Raw genomic sequence first — 20807 nt, 5'->3', positions numbered from 1 at the left:
GTATTGTTCATCTTCTACGGATTAGTAGCATTCACTATCGGGCGTTAATGGGGGATAAAGATAGGGAATGTATTTCATACTAACATACAGATATTGCACTTAAAGGAGCATTTGTATGGGACACTCACATGATCACGGTCATTCAAAAAATAAAAAAGCGTTATTAATTGCCTTCTTATTAACAACAAGCTTTATGATTGCTGAAGTTATTGGGGGATTTGTAACAAATAGCTTAGCACTATTATCTGACGCAGGGCATATGTTAAGTGATGCAGTATCCTTAGCTTTAAGTTTACTTGCGTTCAAGCTTGGAGAAAAAACAGCAACGGCTGCGAAAACATATGGGTATAAGCGAGTTGAAATGTTAGCGGCATTATGTAATGGTGTCGTTCTTATTGTCATTTCAATATACATTTTTATTGAAGCAATTCGTCGTTTTCAAGAGCCAGTGGAGATTGCTAGTAATGGGATGCTCATTATTGCTGTACTTGGTTTACTTATTAATATTTTATCAGCTTGGATATTAATGAGAGGCGGAGATGTGAAAGGTAATTTGAATTTGAGAAGTGCTTTTTTACATGTGCTCGGTGATTTATTAGGTTCTGTAGGAGCGATAATTGCAGCACTGCTTATTAAATTTTTCGGATGGACTGCTGCAGATGCGATTGCTAGTATTCTTGTGTCTATTTTAGTCATTATTAGTGGCTGGCGTGTAACACGTGATACAGTTCACATATTAATGGAAGGTGCGCCACAGCACATAGATGTTGATGAAGTGAAAAGTACATTATTAACTATTCCGATTGTAAAAGAAGTTCATGATTTACACATATGGTCTGTTACATCGGATTTTCAAGTATTAACTTGTCATCTTATTATTAAAGGTAATGAGACGCAAAGTGTATTAGAAGAGGCAACGGATGTATTAAAGGAGAAGTTTCATGTTGAACATGTCACTATTCAAGTAGAAATAGACGGTGAATTTAATCATAGTGAGACAACTTGCAAAGTATGAAAGAAAAAGGATAAGAAAAAGTGTCATAACATTTTTCGCGCAGCATACATATATATAATGTGGCCACAAATACTTTGTAAGGTAAATATTTCATAAGATTACTTTACTTATTAAGAATCATCTTTTATAATCAAAAGTGGTAATTGATAAAGATTATCATTTTCAATGATCGTAGAAAGGAGTTTTTTTAAAAGATGAGTAGTCAACTCCGTTTTGCTGTTGAAAATCGTAAGAGGCATTTAATTGATGAGTTAATTGGAGCAGGTGTGTTTAAGATTCGCGACCGACAATTATACGAGCTGTCTTTAGAGGAATTGGAAAAAGAGTACGAAGACATGGAAGATTATGCAGATATTCAGGCATAGCTATATAGATTAATAAAAGATGAGCTGGTTACGTTTTTGTGTAACCAGCTCTATTATTATTTCATAGAAATCATTTTTTGTATTTCTTTCATAGGACGGAGCCAGTTTTGAGACATCATTTGTTCCATTTGTTGTTCATCTTGCTTTTGTAGCGCTTGAATGATAGAGTGATGTTCTTTAATAGATTGACTCGCAGGAACAAAGTTTTGGAAAAATAAATATTCAAGACGTAAAACGTGAAGCTGCATATTTTCTAGAAAAGGTTCAATATATCGATTTTTAGCAATAGAAGTAATTGTATTGTGAAATTGTATATCTAGTTCTAAAGCTCGTTTTGAGTTTTTTTCCTCTATAGATTGTTGGAAATCATCATTTATCTCGGAGAGTAGTTTAATATCAGAGTCTGTAATGTTTTGAAGTGCTTGCTTTCCAATAATTGAGTGAAGACCAGCCATTGTCTCATAAATGATAGATACATCTTCAAATTTAATGGGAGTAATTTTCGTTTTTTGTCCGGGAATCATTTCGACTAACCCAGAAAGCTCTAAAATTTGTAAAGCTTCTCTAACTGGTGTTCTGCTTACTCCTAGTGCTTCCGCCAATTCCCCGTCATTAATTTTTTCATCAGGTTGTAAAACACCTTCTATAATCCAATCTTGTAGTTGATTTAAAACGAGTGACTTTGCGGAAATTCTTCCGGTTTTTTTATAGTTTTGAGGGACAGGCATAATGAATTCAATCCTTTCATTGTATATTGTGTCTTTTTTCATTAACGAGTTTTAGCTTCGGTTTTCCTTCATCTGGTTTTTGGCTTAATATGAGCACCATTACAATGACACAAAAAGCACCTAATATTTGAAAAGATTGAAATGGTACGTGCAAAATAAGCACAGAAGATATAATAGCTGCAAGCGGTTCTGTGCAACCAAATAATGTTGTTTCTTTTGGAGTAAGGTATCTTATGCTGTCTAAATATAAATAAAATGCGATAAGTGTTCCGAAAATAACTACAAAGGCAATGAGCGGAAGGGTACTTAGTTTTACATATTTCATAGTTGATAATAAAATGAATTCGTTTGTGGAAATAAAGTGTAAAATCGTTACGCCTACTCCCCCAATAATCATGCCCCATCCAACGATAACGGATGAAGACCATCTCTCTAACAATTCCTTTGAATATAAGCTATAAAATGCGAGAGATAATCCAGATAAAATGCCCCAAACGATAGCTGGTGTAGAAACAGCCAAGTTATGAACAGACCCGTTTGTTAGTAATAGAAAAGTCCCTACTAATGAAAGTGTAATTGAAATAAAATCAATTTTTGATGGACGAACGTTCCATTTGAAAAGTAAATATACAGTAATAAATATAGGAGCTAAATATTGTAATAATGTTGCAACGGCAGCGTTTCCCTCTTTAATGGAAGCGAAATAAGTATACTGTACAGCAAGCATACCGAATAGGCCAAACAAAATCATTTTATAAGCATCAGATTTTTGTTTCCAGATGCCGAATATCTCTTTTCTGCTCGTTCCGAATGATGAAATAATTAGCAAGATGACGCCGGATATAAGCAGACGAATGGTAACTAACCATTCAGTAGAAACTTTTTCGGATTGAAAAAGTTGTTGCGCTGCTGTTCCTGACAACCCCCATAAACAAGCGCCGATTATGACCATTATAATTCCTTTTAATCGATTTGGATCCATAAGGTATATAGTCCTCCTTCCAAAAATATATATTGGATACAATATGCAATATATCACAGAATGGAGCGTGAATAAACTGAAATTTCTAATTAAAAATAAAGTTGTTTAGTAAGAACGATAATTTCTTTTTTTGATATGGTAAAATATTGTAGGGGTGGTGTTAATATGCTAGCGGGATTTTTAATTTGTTTATTTGTGGGGTTACTTATCATTTTTTTAGGGTATCAAATACATGTGAAAAAGAGATTGTTTTTATTGGCAGGATATCAAGAGGAAACGTTTGTTGGAGATAAAAATAAATTAGCGAAGCATTCAGGTGTGTTTTCTTATATAGTGGGAGTTGCCACAATGATATTACCATTTGGCTTAGAAAAAATAGGTGATGTAGCTGGTATCGTATATGCTATATTAGTTGTTTTAGGTACAATTGTATTTATTATTAAAGCAAATTTGTTAAATAAGAGTACTACAAAGTGAAAAAAGGCTTCATTCTACGGAAGCCTTTTTATTTTGGATTATGACGTGTAAGTAAAAGCCGGAATAGGATCAATAAATGTATTCCAGTTTTGTGTCATTTCTTTTTCTGTTAATAGACAATCATCTAATGAACGTTCAATAATAGAACGATTCATATCGATGCCGATAAATACGAGCTCAGTTATTCGATCTCCGTATCGTTCATCCCAGTTTGTCAATACTTCTGGTTCTTCTGTAATGATTTGATTTTTTTCAGTTTCAGGTAATGCCGCTATCCATTCACCAGCTCCTTGAATTGTAATAGAGGAACCTGCTTGAGATAGAAGGCCTATCATATTATTGCGAGAGGCGAGCCAGAAAAAGCCTTTCGCTCTTACAACATCTAGAGGCCAACTTTCTAGCCAATGCATAAGTCGCTTGGGGTGAAATGGGTGTTTACGACGGTACACAAAGGAGTTGATACCGTATTCCTCAGTTTCCGGTGTATGATGTTCACTATTTAATTCTTGCATCCATCCAGCTGACTGACTTGCTTCTTCATAATTAAATAAATTCGTGTTTAAAACTTCTTGTAATGGTACTTTGCTAAATGAAGACTCAATAATTTTTGCACCGGGATTTAATTTCTGGAGCAAATGATGGAGTTCTATCACATCTTCTTTATCTAGTAAATCTATCTTATTAAGAATAATTACATTCGCAAACTCAATTTGATCTATTAATAAATCAATAACTTCCCGAGTATCATTTTCATCAATTACCTGTTTACGTTCTAATAAGCTATCTCCATCTGCAAAATCATCCCAAAATCTATTTGCATCTACAACTGTAACCATCGTATCGAGACGACAATTTTTCGTTAAATCAATGTTAAGAATTTCGTCAGTATAAGTAAATGTTTGAGCAACTGGAATAGGCTCGCTTATACCAGAAGATTCAATAACAATATAGTCAATATCACCGTTCTCAACAAGACGATTCACCTCTATTATTAAATCTTCTCGTAGTGTACAACAAATACAACCGTTTTGAATTTCTACTAATTTCTCTTCCGTACGTGAAAAGCCGCCCTTTTTTATAAGAGACGCATCAATATTTACTTCGCTCATATCATTAACGATAACTGCTACTTTCAAGTTGTTCTTATTAGTCAAAATATGATGCAGTAAAGTAGTTTTTCCAGATCCTAGAAAGCCGCTTAATACAGTTATAGGTACTTTTTTCATAAAATAATCTCTCTCCTTCAAATCGTAATGATTACGTTTTATGCTAAATGATAAAAAAGAAAAAATCAATAACAAATCATAATGATTACGATTTAAGAATAGAAATAGACTATAAAATTTGTGTTGTAGTTATATGGAATATTTGGACAAGCATACGATTTTATATGAATAAAGTGGGGGCGATAGTGTTGGTCTTTAATAGGGTTTCAAAAGAATTAATAGGAATAGCTCTTATTGCTATTTTTCTATTTTTATTATTTTTTGTAGACTTTACAAGTCTAGCAAATTTGCACAAAAATATGCCACAAGAATGGCTGAATGTGAATACGGTGTTTTTAAGTATTATTTTTGAAGCAATTCCCTTTATTTTATTAGGGGTAATTGTATCTTCTCTCATTCAAGTGTTCGTGACAGAAGATATGATTCAAAAAGTAATGCCGAGATCTCCGATTGTTGCAATGATTCCAGCGGTATTTGTTGGAATTATTTTTCCGATGTGTGAATGTGTCATTATACCAATTGTAAGAAGGCTCATTCAAAAGGGGTTACCTCTTCATGTGGGCATTGTTATTTTACTAAGTGCACCTATTATGAATCCGGTTGTTCTTTTATCTACCATATATGCGTTTCAAAAAAATGATGCCGTTGTATATGCTCGTTTTGGGATAACACTTCTTGTTGCTCTATTCATAGGTCTAATTGTGTATTATTGCTATCGCGGGAGAAATATTTTAAAAGACATAGAGATTCCGGTTCAGAAAAGACAAAATAAGAGTTGGAAAGATGTCGTGAATCACACCGTAGATGAGTTTTTTGATACGGGTAAGTATTTATTAATTGGTGCTTTTTTAGCGAGTGTATTCCAAACATTTTTTGATCGGAATGTACTTGATACAGTAGCACATAACGAAGTAATTGCTCCAATTATTATGATGGGATTTGGTTATGTTTTATCAATTTGCTCAGCTGCTGATGCGTTTATAGCGGCATCTTTTGGACATGTTTTCTCGGTAAAGGCGCTTCTCGCATTTCTTGTGTTTGGGCCTATGCTTGATATGAAAAATACGTTCATGTTATTTGCGTATTTTCAAAAGAGATTTGTATTCTTTTTGATTGGAATTGTCATTTTATCGGTGTATACCATCCTGCAAATCATAATGTTATAGGTGGTGAAAAAGAATGGAGAAAGAGGAGCAGAAGGCATATCATCGCTATATTCGTGGCATTATTTTAATTGGTTTAGCAATGCTCTTATTTAAACTACTTGTAACAGGAAATATTTATAATTTTATCGCTCCCAAGATGATTAAATTTACGTATATAGCTTTTGTAGTAATTTTACTTATCGGTTCTTTACAAGTATGGGGAGATGGGAGAGAAAAACAGGACGATTGTAATTGTTGTAAGCATAATACAACATCAAAATCAGGGATGAAAAGTTTCTTTGTATATGTTTTATTTGTTGTTCCGATAATTAGCGCGTTTCTCTTTGGAAGTGTAACAATTGACGGAAGTTTAGCAGGAAAAAGGGGTATGAATCAAAGTGCACAGGCGAGAAGTATGGAAAAGAACGAAAAAGAGGGAAGACAGGTCAATTCTGATTGGCGAGAAGTATTAGTTGATCCAGATGAAACATCAAATTTGCCAACGACTTATCAAACGGAAGAGCAATTAGCAAAAAGTATGTTAGGGAAGCGTAAAATACAAGTAGAGGACAAGGATTATGTTCAAACAATGAATATAATTGGCCAAGATGTTAATGGGTTTAAAGGGAAAGAAATAATATTCTCAGGATTTATATATAACGATAAAGATGTGACGGGTAATAAAGTAGTAGTGGCTCGGTATGGTATAACTTGTTGCATTGCGGATGCATCGGTCTGGGGGATGATTGTTACGGGACAAAACGTTGAAAAATTCCCAGAAGAAACATGGGTGAAAATAACAGGATTATTAGACGGAACGACATATAAAAGAACGCTATTTCCGCTAGTAAAAATAAGTAAAGTGGAGAAAATCAATAAGCCAGCAGATCCATATGTATACGATGCCTTACCTCAATAAGAATGGGGTAATCCTTCATCTTTTTATGAAATATAATCATAATCGCGACGCCAAAAAAATAAAGATAAGAGTAATTTGGTTTGTTAAAAATATGTGTCGAAGGAGATATGTCATGAGCTGGGTTACCCATAAACCAACATTTGAATTCGATAATTATAGTCATTTTATTCGGACGAATACAGCGTGGATTGGGCATTTAGATTTCGCATATGATTTAGTAAGGTTTGAAAAGCCGGAAGTGTTAGTTGAGTTAGGCACACATTTAGGGGCTTCCTTTTTCAGTTTTTGTCAAGGGGCAAAAGATGGAGGATTAAATACAAAATGTTTTGCTGTAGATACTTGGACGGGAGATGAGCATACAGGTCCATATGGGGAAGGTGTTTTTCAAATAGTAAATAAAGTAGTAAATATGAGTTATCCTAATATAGGTAATTTAATTCGCTCTACTTTTGACGAGGCTGTGGATCAATTTCAAGATGGAACGATAAATTTGTTGCATATTGATGGCTATCATACGTACGAAGCAGTTTCTCATGATTATAAAACATGGTTACCGAAACTTGCGGATAACGGCATCGTTTTATTTCATGATATTGAAGTTAAAACTGGAGACTTCGGCGTGTATAAATTCTGGGATGAAGTTAAAGCGAAGCACCCTCATTTTCAGTTTGAGCATTCATATGGGCTTGGTGTATTATTTCCGAAAGGTTGTAGCGATAAGTTTGTGGAAATACTTAAAAATAAAGAAGAAATACAAAATATGTATAAATAAAAGTGGAGCATGCATCATTTTAATGATGTGTGCTTTTTTATATGGGGAAAAATGGTACTCCTTAAAAGGTGAGGATAATAGTAAAAAGTTTTGTTGTGGCAAATATTAAAAAAGTTATTCTTGAATTGTTCTATCTAAATAAAAATGTAACATTTTTTATATTTTCCATTGCGAAAAGTAACATCTACTTTTACAATAGAAAAGGTGTCCATATATTATACTGGAAAAATAAATCGAAATAATATGAAAATTTTGTTTTGTCTTCGCTAATTGTATATTACATACATGTAAGACGACATACGTCATGTTATCGACTTGTAAGGAGAGAAAAAAATGAAAAGTGTAAGATTACCATCGATGCTAGAAATCATAGTTCTTTTATTACTATTTCTTGCTGTTGTCTTTTCCTTCCAAACGATTTTTGATCTCCCAATTCAATTAGCGCTATTTATTTCATGGTTTTTAGTAATTGCGCTTGGATTAAGATTAGGATTTCGTTATCAAGAATTGCAAGATGCAATTACAAAAGGGATTTCTAACGGATTGGAAGCAATACTGATTTTAGTTGCAGTAGGTGCTTTAATTGGAACTTGGATTGCTGGTGGCGTTGTACCAACATTAATCTATTATGGATTAGAGTTTATTCACCCTAGCATATTCCTATTAGCAACATTAATTATTTGTTCGATAACTTCTATCGCGACAGGAACATCATGGGGAACAGTTGGAACAGCAGGTATTGCTATGATGGCGATTGGTGAAGGGCTTGGCTTACCACTTCCGCTTGTTGCTGGTGCAGTTCTTTCAGGAGCTTATTTCGGCGACAAATTATCACCACTTTCTGATAGCACAGTTCTTGCAGCGTCTATGGCAAAAGTAGATGTTATTGCTCACGTTCGAGCTATGCTCGTATTAGATGTTCCGGCTTATATTATTACTAGCATTATGTTTACTGTAGCTGGTTGGATGTATGGCGGCGATAATGTAGATTTGAATCGAGTAGAGTTTTTAAAAGAAGCTTTATTAAAGGAATTTGATATTAAAATATGGATGCTTGTTCCGGCGGTCATTGTTATCGTTCTATTAGCGATGAAGAAACCCTCTATGCCAACAATTGCAATGGGAGCTTTAATTGGTGCAATTTGGGCAACTCTTTTCCAAGGAATGCACCTTGGAGAGGCAATTGGAACAGCATATAATGGATTCTCAATTCAATCTGGTGTCGAGTTTGTTGATAAGTTATTAAACCGTGGTGGAATTAACGGTATGCTTGGTTCAGTAGCCGTTATTATTTTCGGGTTAGGTTTTGGTGGGCTACTTGAAAAGCTAGGTGTTTTAAAAGTAATCGTATCAAAATTTGAGAAGAAATTAAATTCTGCAGGTAATGTAACATTGTCTACATTAATCGTGGCATTCTTAGCTAATATATTTGGTTGTGCGATGTACGTATCACTTATTTTAACACCGAAAATTATGGAAGATAGCTATGATAAATTAAAAATAGACCGCCGTGTATTAGCGCGTAACTCAGAAGTAGGTGGAACATTAACTTCTGGTATGGTTCCGTGGTCTGATAATGGTATTTTTATGGCCGGTATTTTAGGTGTAGCAACGTTCTCATACGTTCCGTTTATGTGGTTAAGCTTTGTATCGTTAATTTTAGCCGTAATTTACGGATATACAGGCAAGTTCATTTGGTATGTAGATGATGCAGATAAAGGAAAGCAAGCATCATAAAATAAAAAATCACCTTCTACAATATGTAGAAGGTGATTTTTTATTTTGTAATAGGAGTTTAAGAAGTTATTTCGTCCTCATATTTAGCAATTTTTTGTTGTATTTTTTTTAAGTTTTTTTCAGTGTCTTGAATGAGCTGTAAGACATTGATCTCCTGTTGTTTCATTAATTCCAACCGTTGAAGGATGGTGGATTCTCCCACCATAGACCAGTCGATAAATTGTTTTATTTTTTGAATTGGCATACCGGTGTGTTTTAAACATAAAATCATCTCTAAATATTTCAGTGCTTCTTCATCAAAAACTCGATCTCCTTTTTCATTTCTTTTAAGAAAAGGGAACAGTCCTTGTTTATCGTAATAACGTATTTGAGAAATAGTTAAATGGTGCATTTTGGCGACTTGCCCAATTGTATAATACATATCATTCATCCCTTTATTACCAAGGTATAATGCCGTCTTTATTTAGTATTTTACCATTATAGTTTGTTTCACTTAATGCATATTTAATAATAATTTTAGCACTTTCATTGGTCGTATGGCCACCTGGGGAATTTCCATTTAGGTCAGTGGTTGTAAAACCAGGAGTTACTCCGAAAATTGTTGGACCGTTAGTACCAAATTCTTTGCTAAATGCTAATGTTAAAGCATTAATAGCTGTTTTTGAAGAATTATATCCTAATGTATTAATTGGGTGTGTTTCACCGCTAGCAAACATTGTTAGTGAGGCCATGTCAGTTGTTACATTTATAATTTTACTGTTGCTTGATTTCTTTAATAATGGTAAAAAGGCTTGCACCATTTGGAATGTTCCAAAAAAGTTAACTTCAAATCCTTGGCGTAAAGTTTCAATATTTAATTCACTAGGTAGCGTATGGAAGTCGAGTGCTATGCCTGCATTATTGATTAATAAATCTAAGTGGTCAGTCGTTTCATGGATTTTTTTGAGTGCTTCTCGAATGGATTGAGCACTAGAAATGTCTACTTGAATATAGGAAACGTTTGAAACATTTAAAGATTCTATGGCTTGTTGTCCAAGTTGTTTATTACGAGCACCTAAAAATACGTGATAGTCTTTTTCTGCTAATTGACGAACCAATTCATATCCGATCCCTTTATTCGCACCTGTTATGAAAGCATATTTTTTCATTTTGAATTCCTCCAGTAGTGTTATAGTAGGTTACAATGGAAAGGATACAGCCTGAACTTAAGTTTAGGTCAAGAGGAATTTTCAAAAAAAATATTGAATATTTGTATATATGAGTGAGAATCCTTATCATTTGATTGAAAGTCTGTTAATATAAGAGATGTAGGTATTATATTTTCAAGGGGATGAAAAAATGGAGTACAGAATTGAAAGAGATACATTAGGAGAAATAAAAGTTCCAGCTGATAAATTATGGGCAGCACAAACACAACGTAGTAAAGAAAACTTCCCGATTGGAACAGAGCAAATGCCGCTTGAAATTGTAAAAGCATTTGCCATTTTAAAGAAAAGTGCAGCGCTTAGCAATCAAAAATTAGGAAAGCTATCAGAAGAAAAAGCAGAAGCAATTGTGGCAGCAGCTGACGAAGTGATTGCAGGGAAATGGAATGAACATTTTCCGCTTGTCGTATGGCAAACGGGTAGCGGTACACAGTCAAACATGAATGTGAATGAAGTAATTGCAAATCGAGGGAATCAAATTTTGAAAGATAAGGGATCTGACGTACATATTCATCCGAACGATGATGTGAACATGTCTCAAAGTTCAAATGATACATTCCCAACGGCGCTTCATGTAGCATGTGTAATCGCAGTAGAAAATCACGTATTACCAGCAATTACGAAATTAAAAGAAACATTAGCAGAAAAAGTAACTGCATTTGAACATATTATAAAAATTGGTCGTACACACTTACAAGATGCAACACCGTTAACATTAGGACAAGAAATTAGCGGATGGCACCGTATGCTTGAAAAAACAGAGCGTATGATTGCTGAGAGCAATACATATATGAAAGAGCTTGCAATTGGTGGTACTGCAGTTGGAACAGGTATTAATGCTCATCCAAAATTCGGTGAGATGGTGTCAGAGGAAATTAGCCAATTTACAGGTAAGCAATTTATTTCTGCACCAAATAAATTCCACGCATTAACGAGCCATGATGAAGCTGTATATACGCATGGTGCATTAAAAGCATTAGCAGCTGATTTAATGAAGATTGCTAACGATGTACGCTGGCTTGCAAGTGGTCCACGTAGCGGTCTTGGGGAAATTATTATTCCTGCAAATGAGCCAGGAAGCTCTATTATGCCAGGTAAAGTAAATCCAACGCAAAGTGAAGCATTAACAATGGTTGTAGCGCAAGTTATGGGGAATGACGCAACAATCGGATTCGCTGCGAGCCAAGGTAACTTTGAGTTAAACGTATTTAAACCTGTTATTGCCTATAACTTCTTACAATCAGCTCACTTATTAGCGGATGCAATTGTTTCATTTAATGATAATTGTGCAGTTGGCATTGAAGCGGATGAAGAAGTAATTAAAGAGAATGTGAATCGTTCATTAATGCTTGTTACAGCATTAAACCCGCATATCGGATATGAAAATGCAGCGAAAATTGCTAAGCATGCTCATAAAGAGGGCTTAACGTTAAAAGAAGCAGCGCTGCAATCTGGACTGCTAACAGAAGAGCAATTTGATGAAATTGTAGATCCGAAAAAAATGATTGCTCCGAAAGAGTAATAGAAGAAGCCAAGATTCTTAGTTTAGAATCTTGGCTTTTTTGATATTCATTTTTATGTTTCCGCCACTTGTACTACTGTAAGCTCCAAAAGATATTATTTGTGAGAAGACGTATTCATTACTTTCATATGTGGGCAGTTCTCTTTTAAGAGTGAAATGAATTTTTCTTCTTCTTGTGGTACGAAAGTTGTCACTGAGTCAAATAAATTATAATCAATTTCTAATTGCTGCCTAGTCCATTTTTCTGAACGGAGTGTTTTGCCAGAGTATTTAATGTGACGAATATCTTCAAATGGAATTTCAGTACGTAATATGAAACCATGTTTTACAATAAGAGAAGATTTCGTTATGTTGTAGTGGGAGAAATAGAATGAAGAGAGATTCACGATATTTAACAGCATCATAAGAGTGAAAAAAATAGAATTTTCGTTTTGGAAGAATAGCGAAATGAAAAAAAAAATTATAAATAATGTAATAAAAATGACGTGAAATGGATTTTTTTTCGCTTTAAACTTCAAGTTAGTCACCTCGTTATACGTGTTCTTTAACTAAATTAAATCACAACATCGTAATAAAACGTGGGAATATGCAGAATTGCATATTCTTTCGGTTTATTATTCGTGTAAAATTTTTTGATAGGATAAATTTAAATGAAGTTTTTAATAGTGGAGTGGCATAAAGTGACTAACAAGAATAGAAGTGTAGTGCTAGTCATAATTAGTTGTATGATGATTATGAATGGCTGCTCAAATAGATTCGTTGAGGATGGAAAGCGAAAACATGTATTTGTACAAGCGAGTAAAGTTTTAGTGGAAGTTGTTTATAAAATATATAAAGGGTAAAAAGGGTGTTTCTATATGTGGAAACACCCTTTTTGTAGTTAAAATTGAATACTGAAGTTTTGGAATGAGTGAATGCCGGTTCCATGTTGAACGAGGTTGTTATCACTTAAATATTGAATAGCGTATTTTACTTCATTCAATATAGTAGGTGAAAGACCAAGAGTATGATGTGAACCGTAAATTTGATTAATAGGAGAGAGGTTTGTAATTTTGTTTAGAGACTGAACTAAGTCTACAGGATTTGTCGATGGATAAAACGCAAAAATCGTGCCTTCATAAAGTAAATCTCCTGTGAATAAAAACGCAGTTTCATAATCGTATATACAAATATACCCCGGTGAGTGACCTGGAGTATGTATAATTTGAACTTTCCTATTTCCGATATCAATCATATCTCCATCTTGTAGTAATTTTGTTGGTGGTCCTTGAAATGGCTCGAATGTTTCAGGTTGAAATGTTTTAGGTGTAGGTAAAGTAATATCACGAGCGATGTCGTGCCTAATTTGAGTAATAGAAAGTCCTTTTATGCCGTTAATGAGCCAATCTTCTTCTAAAGCATGCACATAGATTTCTTCATATTGCGCGTGACTACCGATATGATCCCAATGGACGTGGGTTGTGATAACTGTAATGGGTAAGTTCTTTAATTGGTCCGTTATACGTTTTATTCCGCATTAACGGGCAGTAAAACTCCTACCTCAAAATTAGGCTGTAGCAAAGAAGGTAGGTGGGAGATCAACTGCCCGTAAACGCCCGATTGGTTCAACTAATAATCAGTGGGGGATGAACAAAACCCCCACTGATTAAAGTTTCACTTTATATTATCGATACCTAGTCCAGTATCGATAAGGAGTGCGGTAGTATCGCCTACAAGTAAGAAGGAATGTACTTTCTCCCAATGTCCATATTCACTAATCACATATGTATTTCGAGCGATTTGTTTAACAGTAAACCAAGGGTTGTGCAGAATAGTCATGTTTTGTTTCACATCCTATAGTAATTCATTTATTAAATACATTCGCTTTTCGTTGCTTTAAGTCCTCTTTTAATTTGTTTAATAGATTTTTTTATAAAAGTTTACAAAATGGGTAAACGGAACGTTGAAATGTTTGTTTGTGTTATGCTAAGATGGTGAAGTGATAATAAACGTTATTGTAATTTGTTTGTTTTTAAGTAAACCTTTTAAAGGAGTGTTTAGTATGAGTGATATTTCAGAGAAGTTTTGGGATGCATCAGTTGAGGAATTGAAAAAAGGGTATGTGTTTGAAGCGGAAGCAGAGGAATATATTTGTTTAGCCTGTGGAGAAACGTTTATTAAGGGGGTTATTTATCAAGATAATCAAGTTTTGTATGAAGCAGAGAAGTTTATACAGTTGCATATTCAAAATGAGCATACATCTATGTTTGATTATTTATTAAATCTTGATAAGAAGTTTACGGGTTTAACTGAGTTGCAGAAGAAGATGGTGCAGTTTTTCCATATGGGACTTAATGATAAAGAGATTGTAAAAGAAATGGATGGAGGGAGTACGTCGACAATTCGCAATCATCGATTTACACTTCGAGAGAAAATGAAGCAAGCGAAAGTATTTTTAGCGTTAATGGAATTGTCAGAAGAAAAATCAAAAGTTCAAACTAAATTTGTACCGATTCATAGAACAGCTACGATGGTAGATGATCGCTACAATATTACGGAAGAAGAAAATGATGAAGTATTAAAAGCACATTTTACAGAAGGATTAGATGGACCACTTTCTAAATTTCCAAAAAAGCAAAAGCGTAAATTAATTATATTACGCCATTTAGTGACGAAGTTTGATAGTAATAAAAAGTACACTGAAAAAGAAGTAAATACTGTCATAGAAAGTGTATACCCGGATTTTGTAACTTTAAGAAGATATTTAATCGAATATGGGTTTTTAGATAGAACAGCAGATGGAAGCCAATATTGGGTGAAGTTATAATAATACGGAAAAGAAGATGAATAGAAGCACATCGTTATAACAACTATACAAAGAGATAGAAGTTGAAAAAACAGATTTTTAGTAAAAGGAGAAATGAAATTTGAAACCACCTACAGATAACAATAAAGAAGGTGCGGAGTCACATAAGTTAGAAAGTGAGAGTAAACCGATATGGAAATCGATGTCCATGTTTTTAGTGCCGTTACTTTTAAGTAATGTATTACAATCAGTTGGACAGTTATTTGGAATGGTAGTAGTAGGAAGATGGCTTGGTGTAAATGATCTAGCAGCTATATCGGCATTCTTCCCGTTATTTTTCCTACTCGTTTCATTTGTAATTGGAATTGGTTCTGGTAGTTCAATTTTAATTGGTCAGGCATTTGGTGCTAAAAATGAAGAACGTTTAAAAGCTATCGTTGGTACGACGCTTACGTTTACTTTTATTATCGGTGTCGTGTTGGCGATAATAGGTAGTATTTTTGCGATGGATATTATGCGCCTTATGGGAACGCCAGAAAACATTATTGGAATAAGTGTGCATTACGCAAGAATTTTATTTATATCTATGCCAGTATTATTTTTATATTTTGCATACACAACATTTATGAGAGGTACAGGAGATTCTAAAACGCCATTTTACTTTTTAATCGTAAGTACAGCGCTAAATATGATCTTATTACCAATTCTTATTTTTGGCTGGTTAGGAGCTCCGAAATTAGATGTTTACGGAGCAGCCTATGCTTCAGTTATATCTACAGTTATTACGTTTATTATTATGTTAGTGTATTTAAAGAAGAAAAATCATCCACTACAATTAGACGGGACAGTAAGAAAATATCTTCGTATGGACTGGGAGTTATTAAAATTATTGTTACGCCTCGGTATTCCAGCGAGTATTAATATGATATTAGTTTCATTATCAGAAATCGCGGTAATCGCATTTGTAAATCGGTACGGTTCAGATGCAACAGCGGCGTATGGCGTTGTGAACCAAGTTGCAAGTTATGTACAAATGCCAGCGGTTAGCCTCGGTATTACAGTATCAATTTTTGCAGCGCAATCAATTGGGGCGAACCAATTTGATCGATTGCAGAAAGTTGTTAAGGCCGGAATTATTATGAATTATATCATTGGTGGTGTATTAATATCTCTTATTTACTTGTTCTCAAGAGATATTTTAGCACTATTTTTAACAAGTCAAAATACAATTGACATTGCTCATAGTCTAATCATGATTACATTATGGAGCTACTTAATTTTCGGTCATGCACAAATTATTAGTGCGACAATGCGAGCAAGTGGTACTGTACTATGGCCAACTGTAATCAGTGTTGTATCAATTTGGCTTGTTGAAGTACCTGTGGCGTATTATCTTTCTTACCATACGAGCCTTGGAATAGAAGGGATATGGATTGGGTATCCAGCTGCATTTATCGTCAGCTTAATATTACAGTATGCATATTATAAGCTTTCATGGCAGAAGAAACGAATTACACGATTAGTGAGTTAAAAGATGAAAATGTCCCTAAGTCATTATACTTAGGGACATTTTTTTATGAATGCTTATAAATAACTTTTTAAAGTTATGTCAAAATGTTGTCTAATGAGTTTTCCATTATTCATATAAAACTCCCAAGCTGTATCTGGCTCACCGATAATTTCGAATGAATCTTCTGTAATATATAAAGCGCAATTATCTTCTAATGCAATGCCTTCTATATTACCTTGGTGAGTTTGTAAAAACGTATGGAAGGCATTCATTCTATTTAATTGATTGTAATGGGGGCAAAATCTTTTGTTAACAATACTCCAGCCACTACTTTCTATATAACCAGAACCTTCATAATCTGAACGAATGCTAGATGTGAACCAGCACATAGCACCGGCACTATATCCTGCAATAAGTGTTCCACGCTTTAAAGCAAATAGTAACTTTTCATCTAGTTTATGTTCTTTCCATTGTTCAAGCATGTGAACGTAATTTCCACCGCCAAGATAAATTAAATCGGCGGAATGAATCATCTCAGCTATTTCATATTTAGTAGGTGTTTCGGTTGAAATGCGTAAAATTTGAACCTCACAATGTAATTGCTTTTCAAATGTTTCTAAAAATAACTTTATATATCCTTCATCATCACGACTAGCTGTAGGAATGAATAATACTTTTGGGTATTGTTTATTCGTTAATTCTATAAGTCGTTCATTAATATGCAAGTGATTTGGATCTTGTAAATCACCGCCACCAATGACAGCTAATTTCATAGTAAAGCACCACCTAATAATATTTGTTATGTAAAAATTCGATAGTGGGGAGTTACATTCCTTCTGTGATTTAATGAATAAGGGGAAATAAAGCAAACAATATATTGAAATAGCATGAGGTATCGATAGCTGTAGATAGAAAGGAATTAGAAGCAGTTTATCCCGCTATTTGCGGGCAGTAAGACTCCCACCTCAAAATTCGACTGGAGCAAAGCAGTTAGGTGGGAGTCGGGCTGCCCGTAAACGCCCGATTGGTGAGGGCTAATAATCAGTGGGGGATGAACAAAACCCCCACTGATTAAAGTTTCACTTTATTGATATATAATACTGGATAATATTGTTTCAAAGTATGGAAACAATATGTTTAAATGAATATAACGACGTACTAATGAATATTGAAAGAATATTTATATTTAAAAAGTACGGGGAATAGAAGTTTTACAAGGGTGTTTTTTACTTTTTATAGGAACTTATTTCATAATATGGTAAAATTATGTTGGTATATTTATTAGCGTAGAATGAAAAGAGGGAGCGTGAAAGAGTGGATTTTCGATTTGAGTTTGCAGCGAAGGTGAAAGAATATTTAGATGATGAAAAAGATGAAAAAATAATAAAAGATGGACACAGAGATATAATTTATAAATATTTATATCCGTTAGAGAGTGAAATTGGAATTTTTAAAAATCCTAACTTTACTTTTTTTGCATCAGGAAGACGTTCACATATAGTATTAGAAAATATTGAATTTAAAACAGAAGTAAACGTAGAAAGTAATATAATTGAAATTACAAAAATAGTGGATAATGTGGTGATTCCATTAGATACGATCGTAGCTAAAGATCGAGAATTATTTGCACTCGGGCGTAATGAGAAATTTAGCGTGCAAATATTAGAATATTATCTTTATGATGCATTTGGTGAGAAGTTAGGTTTACAATGAATCGAACGCGGTACAGCTAACTAATTAGTGGAGATTAGGATTCATTTAAGTATCAGTTAATATCATTTATGTTTGACCTTCTATATATTTTATACTACAATCTGTAGTGTGAAAGGGGCCATACGATGTTTACTCAAAACTACAAATTAAATGAGCAAGGGTTAAATCACTTTTTCGGACCGCTTGAAGCGAAAATAATGGAAACTGTTTGGGCTACTCAAGGTATTACCATTAAAGATGTGCAACAGAAATTAAGTGAAGAAACCCCGGTGAATTTTAATACTGTAATGACAGTTATGAACAGATTAGTAGAGAAAGCACATTTAGAAAAGCATATTGTGAAAAGAAGTGGTATGTATCGTACTACACAAACGAAGGAAGAATTTTTATCTAATCAAACGAAGAAAATGACACAGGAATTAATGGGTGAATTTGGGGATCTTGTTGTGAACCATATGATAGATGAGTTAGAACAAGCTGATCCATCTTTAATAAAAAAATTAGAAGAGAAATTAAGTCAGCTAAAAAAAGAGGACCGATAAAATGAAGTGGCAAATGCGTAAAATCGTTTTGTTAGCAGTGACTATTAGTGTGCTTTTTTTAAGTATGTTAGTATACTACGTTACATACCCATTTCTTTTTCAAAATAAAGCATTTTTCCTTTCGCAATTTTGTTTATTTGAATTACAAAAACATATGAGGGAACTATCAATACTTCGTATAATGATAGCCGGATTACTGTTATTTACTGTAATCATTATGAGTAAAAGAATTTGGAAGCAATTTTTTTATAGTAAAAGATTGAAAAGAAATCTCGTGTCTATTACTAGAAAAGGAAAGCAAGTGTACGTATTATCAGCGTTACAGATTACGGCATTTACAATTGGATTATTTCGACCGAAAATTGTCATTTCAGAAGGAATGTTTCAGGCATTTTCTGAGGAAGAAATTGATGCGATTGTATTACATGAGGAATATCATCAAAAAAATCGAGATCCATTAAAGTTATTTTTCTTTACATTGTTAGCTGAGGGAATGATGTATATTCCTATATTAAAAGGGATGTTGCAGCGTTATCATGTATATCAAGAGCTATCAGCAGATAAATATGCGATGCAAAAAATGAAATCTTCATTTGAGCTAGGTAGTGCATTATTAAAGTTAATTAAAATAAAGACGATGGAAAATCAATGTATTACAGCGTCGTTTGCGAAAACTGCAATTAATTTACGAATTGAGCAAGTGTTGAATGAGAAAGTTGTTAAGCTGAATATGCCATTACATACAAATTCAGTATATGTAACGTTAGGGCTATTTTGTATGTCGATTGTACTTATTGTCGGAGAGTGCATATAGCCTCTTTTTTTAATAATTAACACTACGCATTGTAGTGTATTTAGGAGGGATAAAATGAATGCGGCGGATTTAACAATTTGGCTAGTAGTAGGGGCTGGGATACTTTCATTTATATCACCATGTTCTTTACCGCTATATCCATCTTATTTATCATATATCACAGGTGTGTCTATTCAAGATTTAAAAGAAAATCGTGGAATTATGCAAAAGTCAGCGATTATACATACAGTATTTTTTATGATCGGTTTCTCGGTTATTTTTTATGCGTTAGGTTTATCGGTAAGCTGGATTGGGATTACTTTTTCATCTAATCAAAGGCTGATTCAGCAAATTGGTGGGATATTTATTATTTTGATGGGGCTATTTATGACTGGATTGATTCAGCCTAAGTGGCTTATGGCAGAGAAAAAAGTACAATATAGAAGAAAATCGACAGGCTATATTCGCTCAATTTTGGTCGGTATGACATATGCAGCAGGATGGACACCGTGTGTTGGACCGATATTTTCTGCAGTGCTTATGCTCGGTGCGACCAATCCTGAAAGTGCACTTCTGTATATTACAGCGTATACCCTTGGATTTGCAGTTCCGTTTTTCGTGATGGCATTTTTTATTGGAAAGGTAAAATGGATTGTTACATATGCCAATGTCATGATGAAAATTGGTGGTGGAATTATGATTGTAACAGGAGTTTTATTATATACAAATCAAATGACGAAAATTACAGCATTCTTTATTCGTATATTTGGTGGATTTACAGGATTTTAGAAATGAGGAGGAAGAAAAGTGAAGAAACTAATTGCTATTATACTGGCCGGGGCACTAATTTGGGCAGGGGTTAACTTTTATAATACAAAGAAAGAAGAAAAAGAAAGAAAAGCGAAACAAGCGGAGTTACAAGAGAAAGAAGTATTACCACAAGTAGGATTTAAAGCACCAAACATAACATTAAAAGGATTAGATGGGAAGCTGTATTCGTTAAATGATGCAAAGGGAAAACCATATGTTATTAATTTTTGGGCATCATGGTGTGGACCATGTGAAATGGAGGCTCCTGATTTAGTTCGTTTGTATGATAAATATAAAAAGGATGTTGAAATCTTTGCGGTAAATGCAACAATCGGGGATCCAGTACAAGAAGCGAGTGCATTTGCAGATCGCCACGGATTTAAATTTCCAGTTCTATTAGATATGGACGGAGTAGCTGGATTAGATTATAAAGTATTCTCTTTACCAACGACATTTTTCGTTAATAAAGATGGAATTATAGTAGATCAAGCACGAGGTGTATTACCTCCAGATCAATTAGAAAAGAAGTTTAAGAAAATAATTGAGAATTAAGAGGGGATT

25 protein-coding genes are annotated in these 20807 nt (G+C 34.0%); 16 read left to right on the top strand and 9 right to left on the bottom strand.

The genetic code is table 11. The annotated features are described in order from the left end of the window. Positions 1–115: 115 nt before the first annotated feature. Entirely contained in the window at positions 116–1015 is a 900-nt protein-coding gene (locus SJY24_RS21685; RefSeq protein WP_377866164.1) for a cation diffusion facilitator family transporter, read from the top strand. A 194-nt stretch (positions 1016–1209) separates the two neighbouring features. Continuing rightward, a complete protein-coding gene (gene fbpA, locus SJY24_RS21680) occupies positions 1210–1380 on the top strand; it encodes a Fur-regulated basic protein FbpA (RefSeq protein ID WP_000098301.1) in 171 nt (56 codons plus the stop codon). Between the two features lie 56 nt (positions 1381–1436). Here the strand turns inward: fbpA and SJY24_RS21675 are convergent, their stop codons facing one another. Together SJY24_RS21675 and SJY24_RS21670 are read right to left on the bottom strand one after the other, a co-directional pair. Further along, complete coding sequence (locus tag SJY24_RS21675) at positions 1437–2108, bottom strand: GntR family transcriptional regulator (RefSeq protein ID WP_377866163.1); 672 nt, start codon at positions 2106–2108, stop codon at positions 1437–1439. Positions 2109–2124: 16 nt separating this feature from the next. Beyond that, positions 2125–3090: a DMT family transporter gene (locus tag SJY24_RS21670; protein ID WP_377866162.1), complete on the bottom strand. Its 966-nt coding sequence runs from the start codon at positions 3088–3090 to the stop codon at positions 2125–2127. A gap of 165 nt (positions 3091–3255) precedes the next feature. On the opposite strand from SJY24_RS21670, the gene SJY24_RS21665 reads away from it, so the two are divergent. Further along, on the top strand, positions 3256–3567 hold the full coding sequence (locus tag SJY24_RS21665; protein WP_000879367.1) for a DUF3784 domain-containing protein: 312 nt from the start codon (positions 3256–3258) through the stop codon (positions 3565–3567). Between the two features lie 38 nt (positions 3568–3605). On the opposite strand, the gene SJY24_RS21660 is transcribed toward SJY24_RS21665, so the two are convergent. Further along, positions 3606–4793 (bottom strand): GTP-binding protein, encoded by a 1188-nt coding sequence (locus tag SJY24_RS21660; protein ID WP_377866161.1) that lies wholly within the window; start codon positions 4791–4793, stop codon positions 3606–3608. A gap of 188 nt (positions 4794–4981) precedes the next feature. On the opposite strand from SJY24_RS21660, the gene SJY24_RS21655 reads away from it, so the two are divergent. From SJY24_RS21655 to nhaC, 4 genes are all read left to right on the top strand, one after another. After that, positions 4982–5959 carry a permease gene (locus tag SJY24_RS21655; RefSeq protein ID WP_377866160.1) on the top strand — a complete coding sequence of 326 codons (978 nt, stop codon included), beginning with the start codon at positions 4982–4984 and terminating at the stop codon, positions 5957–5959. 13 nt (positions 5960–5972) lie between these two features. Beyond that, the gene (locus tag SJY24_RS21650; protein ID WP_377866159.1) at positions 5973–6857 is read left to right on the top strand and encodes a TIGR03943 family putative permease subunit; all 885 of its coding nucleotides are present in this window, start codon (positions 5973–5975) and stop codon (positions 6855–6857) included. Between the two features lie 112 nt (positions 6858–6969). After that, positions 6970–7629 (top strand): class I SAM-dependent methyltransferase, encoded by a 660-nt coding sequence (locus SJY24_RS21645; RefSeq protein WP_377866158.1) that lies wholly within the window; start codon positions 6970–6972, stop codon positions 7627–7629. Between the two features lie 333 nt (positions 7630–7962). Next, positions 7963–9366 (top strand): Na+/H+ antiporter NhaC, encoded by a 1404-nt coding sequence (nhaC, locus tag SJY24_RS21640; protein ID WP_377866157.1) that lies wholly within the window; start codon positions 7963–7965, stop codon positions 9364–9366. Between the two features lie 58 nt (positions 9367–9424). On the opposite strand, the gene SJY24_RS21635 is transcribed toward nhaC, so the two are convergent. Together SJY24_RS21635 and SJY24_RS21630 are read right to left on the bottom strand one after the other, a co-directional pair. Next, the gene (locus tag SJY24_RS21635) at positions 9425–9796 is read right to left on the bottom strand and encodes a MerR family transcriptional regulator (protein WP_377866156.1); all 372 of its coding nucleotides are present in this window, start codon (positions 9794–9796) and stop codon (positions 9425–9427) included. Positions 9797–9803: 7 nt separating this feature from the next. Then, positions 9804–10514 carry an SDR family NAD(P)-dependent oxidoreductase gene (locus SJY24_RS21630; RefSeq protein ID WP_377866155.1) on the bottom strand — a complete coding sequence of 237 codons (711 nt, stop codon included), beginning with the start codon at positions 10512–10514 and terminating at the stop codon, positions 9804–9806. 190 nt (positions 10515–10704) lie between these two features. On the opposite strand from SJY24_RS21630, the gene fumC reads away from it, so the two are divergent. Beyond that, positions 10705–12093 carry a class II fumarate hydratase gene (fumC, locus tag SJY24_RS21625; protein ID WP_377866154.1) on the top strand — a complete coding sequence of 463 codons (1389 nt, stop codon included), beginning with the start codon at positions 10705–10707 and terminating at the stop codon, positions 12091–12093. Between the two features lie 95 nt (positions 12094–12188). On the opposite strand, the gene SJY24_RS21620 is transcribed toward fumC, so the two are convergent. Continuing rightward, positions 12189–12611, bottom strand: a complete 423-nt coding sequence (locus SJY24_RS21620) for a PH domain-containing protein (protein ID WP_377866153.1) — start codon at positions 12609–12611, stop codon at positions 12189–12191. A 132-nt stretch (positions 12612–12743) separates the two neighbouring features. Between SJY24_RS21620 and SJY24_RS21615 the strand changes: the two genes are divergently transcribed. Next, complete coding sequence (locus SJY24_RS21615) at positions 12744–12935, top strand: hypothetical protein (RefSeq protein WP_375369710.1); 192 nt, start codon at positions 12744–12746, stop codon at positions 12933–12935. 38 nt (positions 12936–12973) lie between these two features. Here SJY24_RS21615 and SJY24_RS21610 read toward each other — a convergent pair whose 3' ends face one another. Both SJY24_RS21610 and SJY24_RS21605 read right to left on the bottom strand, forming a co-directional pair. Continuing rightward, positions 12974–13603, bottom strand: coding sequence for an MBL fold metallo-hydrolase (locus SJY24_RS21610; protein ID WP_377867293.1), 630 nt, complete (start codon positions 13601–13603; stop codon positions 12974–12976). Between the two features lie 143 nt (positions 13604–13746). Next, positions 13747–13911, bottom strand: a complete 165-nt coding sequence (locus tag SJY24_RS21605) for a hypothetical protein (protein ID WP_377866152.1) — start codon at positions 13909–13911, stop codon at positions 13747–13749. Positions 13912–14134: 223 nt separating this feature from the next. Between SJY24_RS21605 and SJY24_RS21600 the strand changes: the two genes are divergently transcribed. Continuing rightward, complete coding sequence (locus tag SJY24_RS21600) at positions 14135–14899, top strand: DUF2087 domain-containing protein (RefSeq protein ID WP_377866151.1); 765 nt, start codon at positions 14135–14137, stop codon at positions 14897–14899. 100 nt (positions 14900–14999) lie between these two features. Next, positions 15000–16409 carry an MATE family efflux transporter gene (locus SJY24_RS21595; RefSeq protein WP_377866150.1) on the top strand — a complete coding sequence of 470 codons (1410 nt, stop codon included), beginning with the start codon at positions 15000–15002 and terminating at the stop codon, positions 16407–16409. Positions 16410–16462: 53 nt separating this feature from the next. On the opposite strand, the gene SJY24_RS21590 is transcribed toward SJY24_RS21595, so the two are convergent. Further along, on the bottom strand, positions 16463–17161 hold the full coding sequence (locus SJY24_RS21590) for a peptidase E (protein WP_377866149.1): 699 nt from the start codon (positions 17159–17161) through the stop codon (positions 16463–16465). A 541-nt stretch (positions 17162–17702) separates the two neighbouring features. Between SJY24_RS21590 and SJY24_RS21585 the strand changes: the two genes are divergently transcribed. The 5 genes from SJY24_RS21585 to SJY24_RS21565 all read left to right on the top strand — a co-directional run bounded on the left by SJY24_RS21585 (position 17703) and on the right by SJY24_RS21565 (position 20798). Next, a complete protein-coding gene (locus SJY24_RS21585) occupies positions 17703–18101 on the top strand; it encodes a DUF3942 family protein (protein ID WP_377866148.1) in 399 nt (132 codons plus the stop codon). Positions 18102–18226: 125 nt separating this feature from the next. Further along, complete coding sequence (locus SJY24_RS21580) at positions 18227–18643, top strand: BlaI/MecI/CopY family transcriptional regulator (RefSeq protein WP_377866147.1); 417 nt, start codon at positions 18227–18229, stop codon at positions 18641–18643. A 1-nt stretch (position 18644) separates the two neighbouring features. Further along, the gene (locus SJY24_RS21575; protein ID WP_377866146.1) at positions 18645–19457 is read left to right on the top strand and encodes a M56 family metallopeptidase; all 813 of its coding nucleotides are present in this window, start codon (positions 18645–18647) and stop codon (positions 19455–19457) included. A gap of 54 nt (positions 19458–19511) precedes the next feature. Beyond that, positions 19512–20225 carry a cytochrome c-type biogenesis protein CcdA gene (gene ccdA, locus SJY24_RS21570; RefSeq protein ID WP_377866145.1) on the top strand — a complete coding sequence of 238 codons (714 nt, stop codon included), beginning with the start codon at positions 19512–19514 and terminating at the stop codon, positions 20223–20225. A gap of 18 nt (positions 20226–20243) precedes the next feature. Next, positions 20244–20798, top strand: coding sequence for a TlpA family protein disulfide reductase (locus tag SJY24_RS21565; RefSeq protein ID WP_377866144.1), 555 nt, complete (start codon positions 20244–20246; stop codon positions 20796–20798). The last annotated feature ends 9 nt before the right edge of the window (positions 20799–20807 follow it).

It is taken from the genome of Bacillus sp. R86525 (genome assembly GCF_042466195.1).
GTDB lineage: Bacteria > Bacillota > Bacilli > Bacillales > Bacillaceae_G > Bacillus_A > Bacillus_A nitratireducens.
Note: the sequence above shows the minus strand (reverse complement) of the source record. Positions and strands in the feature narration are given on the sequence as shown.

Excerpts from the sequence above, each read along its gene's own strand:
- SJY24_RS21685 (WP_377866164.1), top strand. The coding sequence starts at position 116 with ATGGGACACTCACATGATCACGGTCATTCAAAAAATAAAAAAGCGTTA.
- fbpA (WP_000098301.1), top strand. The coding sequence starts at position 1,210 with ATGAGTAGTCAACTCCGTTTTGCTGTTGAAAATCGTAAGAGGCATTTA.
- SJY24_RS21675 (WP_377866163.1), bottom strand. The coding sequence starts at position 2,108 with ATGCCTGTCCCTCAAAACTATAAAAAAACCGGAAGAATTTCCGCAAAG.
- SJY24_RS21670 (WP_377866162.1), bottom strand. The coding sequence starts at position 3,090 with ATGGATCCAAATCGATTAAAAGGAATTATAATGGTCATAATCGGCGCT.
- SJY24_RS21665 (WP_000879367.1), top strand. The coding sequence starts at position 3,256 with ATGCTAGCGGGATTTTTAATTTGTTTATTTGTGGGGTTACTTATCATT.
- SJY24_RS21660 (WP_377866161.1), bottom strand. The coding sequence starts at position 4,793 with ATGAAAAAAGTACCTATAACTGTATTAAGCGGCTTTCTAGGATCTGGA.
- SJY24_RS21650 (WP_377866159.1), top strand. The coding sequence starts at position 5,973 with ATGGAGAAAGAGGAGCAGAAGGCATATCATCGCTATATTCGTGGCATT.
- SJY24_RS21645 (WP_377866158.1), top strand. The coding sequence starts at position 6,970 with ATGAGCTGGGTTACCCATAAACCAACATTTGAATTCGATAATTATAGT.
- nhaC (WP_377866157.1), top strand. The coding sequence starts at position 7,963 with ATGAAAAGTGTAAGATTACCATCGATGCTAGAAATCATAGTTCTTTTA.
- SJY24_RS21635 (WP_377866156.1), bottom strand. The coding sequence starts at position 9,796 with ATGAATGATATGTATTATACAATTGGGCAAGTCGCCAAAATGCACCAT.
- SJY24_RS21630 (WP_377866155.1), bottom strand. The coding sequence starts at position 10,514 with ATGAAAAAATATGCTTTCATAACAGGTGCGAATAAAGGGATCGGATAT.
- fumC (WP_377866154.1), top strand. The coding sequence starts at position 10,705 with ATGGAGTACAGAATTGAAAGAGATACATTAGGAGAAATAAAAGTTCCA.
- SJY24_RS21615 (WP_375369710.1), top strand. The coding sequence starts at position 12,744 with ATGAAGTTTTTAATAGTGGAGTGGCATAAAGTGACTAACAAGAATAGA.
- SJY24_RS21605 (WP_377866152.1), bottom strand. The coding sequence starts at position 13,911 with ATGACTATTCTGCACAACCCTTGGTTTACTGTTAAACAAATCGCTCGA.
- SJY24_RS21600 (WP_377866151.1), top strand. The coding sequence starts at position 14,135 with ATGAGTGATATTTCAGAGAAGTTTTGGGATGCATCAGTTGAGGAATTG.
- SJY24_RS21590 (WP_377866149.1), bottom strand. The coding sequence starts at position 17,161 with ATGAAATTAGCTGTCATTGGTGGCGGTGATTTACAAGATCCAAATCAC.
- SJY24_RS21580 (WP_377866147.1), top strand. The coding sequence starts at position 18,227 with ATGTTTACTCAAAACTACAAATTAAATGAGCAAGGGTTAAATCACTTT.
- SJY24_RS21575 (WP_377866146.1), top strand. The coding sequence starts at position 18,645 with ATGAAGTGGCAAATGCGTAAAATCGTTTTGTTAGCAGTGACTATTAGT.
- ccdA (WP_377866145.1), top strand. The coding sequence starts at position 19,512 with ATGAATGCGGCGGATTTAACAATTTGGCTAGTAGTAGGGGCTGGGATA.